Source organism: Apibacter muscae (genome assembly GCF_007845635.1).
Taxonomy (GTDB): Bacteria; Bacteroidota; Bacteroidia; order Flavobacteriales; family Weeksellaceae; genus Apibacter; species Apibacter muscae.
On the sequence record NZ_SELG01000034.1, the window covers coordinates 22,744 to 28,743 of the forward strand.

8 protein-coding genes are annotated in these 6,000 nt (G+C 31.6%); all 8 read right to left on the minus strand.

Annotated elements, in window-relative coordinates:
* Positions 1 to 150: 150 nt before the first annotated feature.
* Positions 151 to 396 (minus strand): ribonuclease toxin immunity protein CdiI, encoded by a 246-nt coding sequence (cdiI, locus tag ETU08_RS07665; RefSeq protein WP_146262445.1) that lies wholly within the window; start codon positions 394 to 396, stop codon positions 151 to 153.
* 18 nt (positions 397 to 414) lie between these two features.
* Complete coding sequence (locus ETU08_RS07670) at positions 415 to 921, minus strand: endonuclease V (protein WP_146262446.1); 507 nt, start codon at positions 919 to 921, stop codon at positions 415 to 417.
* 9 nt (positions 922 to 930) lie between these two features.
* Complete coding sequence (locus tag ETU08_RS07675) at positions 931 to 1,479, minus strand: hypothetical protein (RefSeq protein ID WP_146262447.1); 549 nt, start codon at positions 1,477 to 1,479, stop codon at positions 931 to 933.
* Positions 1,480 to 1,607: 128 nt separating this feature from the next.
* Positions 1,608 to 2,486 (minus strand): hypothetical protein, encoded by an 879-nt coding sequence (locus ETU08_RS07680; protein WP_146262448.1) that lies wholly within the window; start codon positions 2,484 to 2,486, stop codon positions 1,608 to 1,610.
* Positions 2,473 to 2,886: a hypothetical protein gene (locus ETU08_RS07685; RefSeq protein WP_146262449.1), complete on the minus strand. Its 414-nt coding sequence runs from the start codon at positions 2,884 to 2,886 to the stop codon at positions 2,473 to 2,475. The genes ETU08_RS07680 and ETU08_RS07685 overlap by 14 nt, the downstream gene beginning before the upstream one ends.
* Before the next feature lie 13 nt (positions 2,887 to 2,899).
* Positions 2,900 to 4,321 carry a PAAR-like protein gene (locus ETU08_RS07690; RefSeq protein ID WP_146262450.1) on the minus strand — a complete coding sequence of 474 codons (1,422 nt, stop codon included), beginning with the start codon at positions 4,319 to 4,321 and terminating at the stop codon, positions 2,900 to 2,902.
* Positions 4,311 to 5,240 carry a hypothetical protein gene (locus tag ETU08_RS07695; protein ID WP_146262451.1) on the minus strand — a complete coding sequence of 310 codons (930 nt, stop codon included), beginning with the start codon at positions 5,238 to 5,240 and terminating at the stop codon, positions 4,311 to 4,313. Before ETU08_RS07695 ends, ETU08_RS07690 begins: the two co-directional genes overlap by 11 nt.
* Positions 5,241 to 5,247: 7 nt before the next feature.
* Positions 5,248 to 6,000, minus strand: a 753-nt coding sequence (locus ETU08_RS07700) for a phage baseplate assembly protein V (protein WP_221410546.1), incomplete at its 5' end; no start/stop codon positions are given.

Here is a 6,000-nt window from a genome sequence, read left to right on the forward strand (position 1 = left end):
GCTTTTAAATTTTTCTAGTATGAATTTGTTTCAATAAATTTTTTATTCCTTTGAAATAAATTTTCTTTTAATTTCATTAAATAATATTTCTACTTCCTCTTTTTGCTCAGGGTAATCTTCTTCATATGCATTACAAACTATTCTTAAATATTATATAAAATCTGTGTTGTAAATTATTATTTCTTTTTCAATTATTCCAAACGCTACTCCTTTAAATGGCTCTTCTCCCCATTCTTCTGCTTCTTCAGGAAAACCTATCGATGTTTCTTCAAATCCTGAACCTATATTTTTTGAAAAATCTTGTAAAACTTTTAGAAAACTTCTATCAGGAATAGAATTAAAATAAGCTTGAACAGGAAAAAAATTATCTTCTAAAGTAATCCTTAATTTTTTCATGAATATATAAATAAGTAACTAAAGTTTATTTTTTGTTTCTTGGTCTAAGAGTTTTAAAAGGGTAGGGAACCTAAATTTACCATGCATATTTTTAATATTCTCAGCAGACTCATCAAGAGATATTCCTACCGTAGTTATATATAAGGGTTTGGTGCTTTCTCCTCTTAGCACTTCTTTTACCAACTTTTCATTTTGAAAGAAAGGAGTTTTAGCTACTCCTATAACAGGTAGTTTTTTATTTAATGAATCATAAAGATGTTTTCCTAAACCAGGTTTTTCTTGGTTATCTAAATAAACAAAACCATCTATAATAATTACTTCTATTTCAGATAGATTCACTTGTTTTAATAAATCTAAAATACAAGGGAGTTCTCTTTTATAAAAAGAACCGGGTTGGTATTCAGCAACATCTGTAATAAAAGAGGTTATAATTTGATCAGGAACTTCCTGTTCCCAATTTTTAAATAAAATTCCTACTGCCTTTGCTTTGTTATCATAATAATATACATCTATGGCTAGTTTCATTGTAATTTACTATAGATTTATATTTCTTGTTGTATGATGGTCTTCCAGAGAATTAAATCCATTCATATAATATTCTTCTAAATCAGATGAATTTTTCATATCAAAAGAATAATCCAATAATTTTCTATCTGATAAATTTAACAAATAAAGTATTCTTTTCGGTATTCCTTCTTTTTTTATAATTTTTTTTTCAATCACTTTTTGTTTTTCTATATCCATTATTTTAATGTAATCATTATTCCATACAATAGATACACCTTTTAATATACCTTCATCATTATATTCCTTATTAATTCCATATTTAAAATTTTCTTTCCATTCACTAATTTCTTCTAGTTTTCCATCTTGAAAATAATCTCTTTGGATACCATTTTTTTTACCATCTTTAACTTCATATTCTGAGATAATTTTATTGTTAAATTTTTCATATATTGCCCCTGTAAATAACTCTTTTTTATTTTCGCCTAAATAATAAATTAGTAATCCAGAGTTAACATCATTAACACAGGAAAGAGAAGGATCTTCTTCCAATAATTTTATATTATAATTTAATTCCATTTTTAAATTATGATTTATAACATTTATTTTATCCGTCAATATTTCACATGTATATAATAAATTAGAATAAGGCAACAGAATGTTTAAATTTACTTACAATTATCCCTATAATAATAAAATATAAATTATTATAAAATAATATTTTTATTTAAAAATTCATTTTGTTCTAATTCAGTAGCTTCAAAAGGAAAACTTAGAAGTTTTTCGGGACTTAAATTTAGTAATTGAATAATGTTAGTGGGTAATTCTTCTTCAGGAATTATTCTATCATCTTTACTTAATTTTCCTCCATTCCATAAAACTTCTCGTAGGGTTTCTTCCTCGCTCTCCAATAAAATTTTATTTATAATTCCATCTTTTATTTCCTTCTCTATTTTCCAACCATAAAAGGTTGATTCACTATTTATAGTAGAAATTACTTTTGTTAATGTATTATTCTCATAAATATATATGGTTTTATTTTGAAAATAAAAAGCTCTGGCAGTAACATTTCTCTTATCCTCTTCGGTAAATCCACCATTAACCATGGGAGGGAATGAATAATTAATTAATTCTTCATTACTTAAGTTAAGTAAAGATTCTATTCGTTTAGGTATTATATATTTTTTATCAATTTTCTTTTCTGTAATAGTAATTGTATTTTCAGAAAATTCAATGCTTTTTATATTAAGATTAAACCATATTACTGATACAACTTTTAATTTTTCATGTTCATCAAATTCTTTATAAACGCCAAATTGCATATTTTGACTATTTTCATTAATAGAATCTTTACTTCCATTCCGAAAATAATCTATCTGAATACCTTCTTTTTTACCATTTTTAACCTCATATTCAGAAACAATATGTTCTTGAAATATTTCATATAGTTCCCCTGTAAATAATTCTTCTTTATCTTCACCCAAGTAATATATTAATAATCCAGTCGCAGGATCATCATCGGAGAAAAGAGAGGGGGCTTCTTCAGATAATCTTAAGTTATTTTTATTTATCTTATTTGTTTTCAATTATTTTAAATACTAAACTTGATTTATTAATAATCTTATTCTTTAATGAAAATAATTTTTCCTTTTCATCTTTTGATAGCTCCCAATCTCTTAAATTATCAATAAGTTTTTCATAAATAAAATCTTGATTAGATTCGCTTAACTTTTCTAATAATTTAATAAAATGAGGTTTACTATCAAAATTAGGTAAAGTAAGTAAATCTAATATGAAACCAGTTACATACTTATTATCTCCATTAATTTCGTAGATATTATCTAATAAATAATTAAAAATATCTTCTTTAATAGGTGCTTCTTGATTAAGAATAGTTCTCTCATAATCAAAAATTAAACAATCTTCCCAAAAATCAATAGATTTAATTTGTTCTAATTCTTTCAAAATTAGCTCTTGTATTTTCATAATTTTACGTTTTTTATAAAGGAAATCCACCTGTTATTTTTCCCGCATTATCATATGTTACTTGTATTTTAACACCTTGATATGTTCCTATTTTATAAGAGGTTCCAGTTCCTTGAGTGGTCATTGGTATACTATTATCATTAGCTATATTTTCTATTGCATTTTTTATTTTTGAACTACTCCAATTATCAGGGAATAATGTAGATGACTTTATTTTTGATAATTTTCCGTCAGGATATTGAGTGACAAATTTAATTCTTCTACAATTTGAATTAACAGATGAATATCCTAACTCTTCCACAGCATAATTGGGATGTAAATTAGATATTTTCCCTGAATGTCCTCCTATAAGTCTATTTCCAGGAAGAACTCTTTCTCCCCATATAATTTTCTCAAAAACATCTGTAGATAAAAATATATGTCTCCTTCCTACCTTAAAAATCCCCTTAATAGACTTTGCTAATTTACCCAATTTAGTTGCTTTTACAAACTCATTAATGGTAGCAATGGCTATGGAGAGCTTTTCCGAAGCACTGGCTACCACCGCACTCCCTTTGGCACTTTTAATAACTGCTCCCGCTCCTTTGGAACCTATTACCAATTCCCCTATGAATTCTGCGGTTTGCCCCATCAATACTCCTCGCTCTGCATTAGTTCCATGTACAATTTTCTGATCATAAAACTCGGAAGCTGCTGCCTTAATCCCTTCATGGGTAGAAGTAAGATCGGTGCCCATATCTTTATCAAAATCTGCAATCCGCTGTTCAGGAGTTTTATCAAACCAGTCTTGTTGCATTTTTATTTCGCTTTCTGTAGGTATCCCCCCAAAACTAGCACTAGTCATGGGAGGAACATAACCTGCCACTCCTGTCATGGCTAGTTTTCCCAACCCTTTGGCAGTGTCAATGGGGTGCAAAATCATTTGTTTTAGCCCATGGTAGGTGCTTTTTATTCCTTTTCTCACTCCTCTTCCCACATCCGAAGGTTCGGTATCGGTAAATAAGAAAAGAGGATTTAAGGGCCCCAGAGTGGCTTTTCCTAATATGGCATCTATATAAGGAATTTTATCTACCCGTTCATTTTTATCTGCCTCTAAGCCAGCTATAGCCTCTGCTTCGGAAAAAAAGATTTTAATATTTCCTCCTTTCATACATTTACAAAAAGAAGTTTCCAGCAAAGGCTTTTGTTTTTGCACCAAGGTACCGCCTTCGTGTACATTTACCCAATAGGTATCCGTAGGTGTGCAAGCACTTCCGGTGGAAGAACAGGCGCCAAAGGATGGAATATTGACCAAAGGAGTATGGTCTTTTTCGGTAGCAATAATTTCTCCATATAGTTTGTGCTTTTTAAAATTAACTTTTAAATTAACTACGGTCGCTCCCTGGTCACATTTTAAGTAAACCCCATCGGGTATAAATAAATCATCAACTGCCATAGTCTTCCTCTATTAGGGTTAAACTTGTTTGTTCTTCTAAAAACCAAGCCTCAGCTACAACCGTTTGGGTATAGCTTTCGGCTTCTAACAATTTTCTATCATTAAAAAAATTGGTCGGTGCGTACTTATAATACTCGCTACTGTCTACCAAAAGTTCTCTACCTATTTGTATTTTTCCAGCCAATTGCTTCATAAATCGAAAAAAGTTTCCGGTGCCTATTTCTTCCTTGTTCCATCCGTTTACGGCACAACCTACAATTGCGTCTTTAAAGGATAGATTTAAGGAAGAAAATTTTTTTAAGGGTAGGTGCTTCCCTGCACCAAAGTAATCTTCCATTACTTCGTTAGAATAAAAAGAAAATACCGGAAGTTGGTGGGTGTTTTGCAAAAGGTTTTCCTGAAAAAAAGAAAATTCTTTAGCCAATAGCTGAATTATAGGATTGGCTTTCAAGGTACGGGCAAGTAAAATTGAATTTTGGTTTACGCCTTTTATAACCTTTTCAATGGCATCTCTTCGGCTTCCTTCTCTTAAATATTGGTAAATTTTTTCTTGCTTTTCTTTAAAAATCTCCTTTTGTCCAAAAACATCAAACTCATGGGTGGTTATTTTTCCGTTTGTACTCATATAAAAGTTAGCACGGCGTACAAAATCCCATAAAATATAGTATTCTAACACAAAATTTGAGGTTTTTCTTAGGTTAACATCCTTAAAATAAATCTCCCATTTTGTATAATTTTTGCTGTATGGCGAAATAGCTGCTTGTATAATTCCTTCTACTTTATGTTTCATACTTTGTCCGCGTAACCATTGCCTACGTTCGTAAACATAATTGTAAGTTTTTTTAAATCTTCCTTGCACTTCTGGTATAGCACTAACAGAAGAAACTTCGTTCCTAAATAGATTTCTTAAAAATCCCATCTCTTGCTTAGTTTGAATTTACTTCCGGAGCGGACAGATCAATGGTAGAACCGGCAGTTGCTTCTATTTGTGTGGATGCATTTAAAGTGATTTTACTTGCGCTACTGTCTAGTTTTATATCCCCGGTTTCCGCTGTAGAAGAAATATCTCCTACCGAGGCGGTTTGTACAATTCCTTCCGGGGTAATAGCTACTTTATTTCCATCTTTATTGGTAAGTGTGAGCCCATTTGCATCTATTACCAAGGTGTTTTCTCCTACCATTAAAGTAATATTGGTTTTACCATCCAGCTTAATATTCCCATCTTTATCCATTTTTAAAACCGATTGAGGTGGGATGGTTTCCCCCGAAGAATCTTTTCCGCCTCCTCCTACGTTAAGGGTCTGCATAGCGGCTGCATTAGTTACTGCATTTCCGGCCCCATCAAACTTCATACTGGCTCCTCCGTTATCGGTGAGTAAAGCGCTTCCTTCTTTATCGTTAAATTGTATTTTGTTTCCGGTTGGGGTTTGTAAACCTTTGATGAAATTCCCAGCACCCCCGTGTCCGGATTTTCCTTTTCCGTTGAACATGGCGCCTAGGCTTACGGGCTTTTCTGCGTTCCCGTTCTCAAAGCTTACGATTACTTCTTCGCCTATCTCGGGTACTACATGCATTCCTTTTCCGCTACCGGCGTAGGGGGTGATGGAGCGGATCCAGGGGCTTTGTCCTCCATAGGCTTTCTGCCATGGGAATTGTACTCGTATGCGGCTCATGCCTTG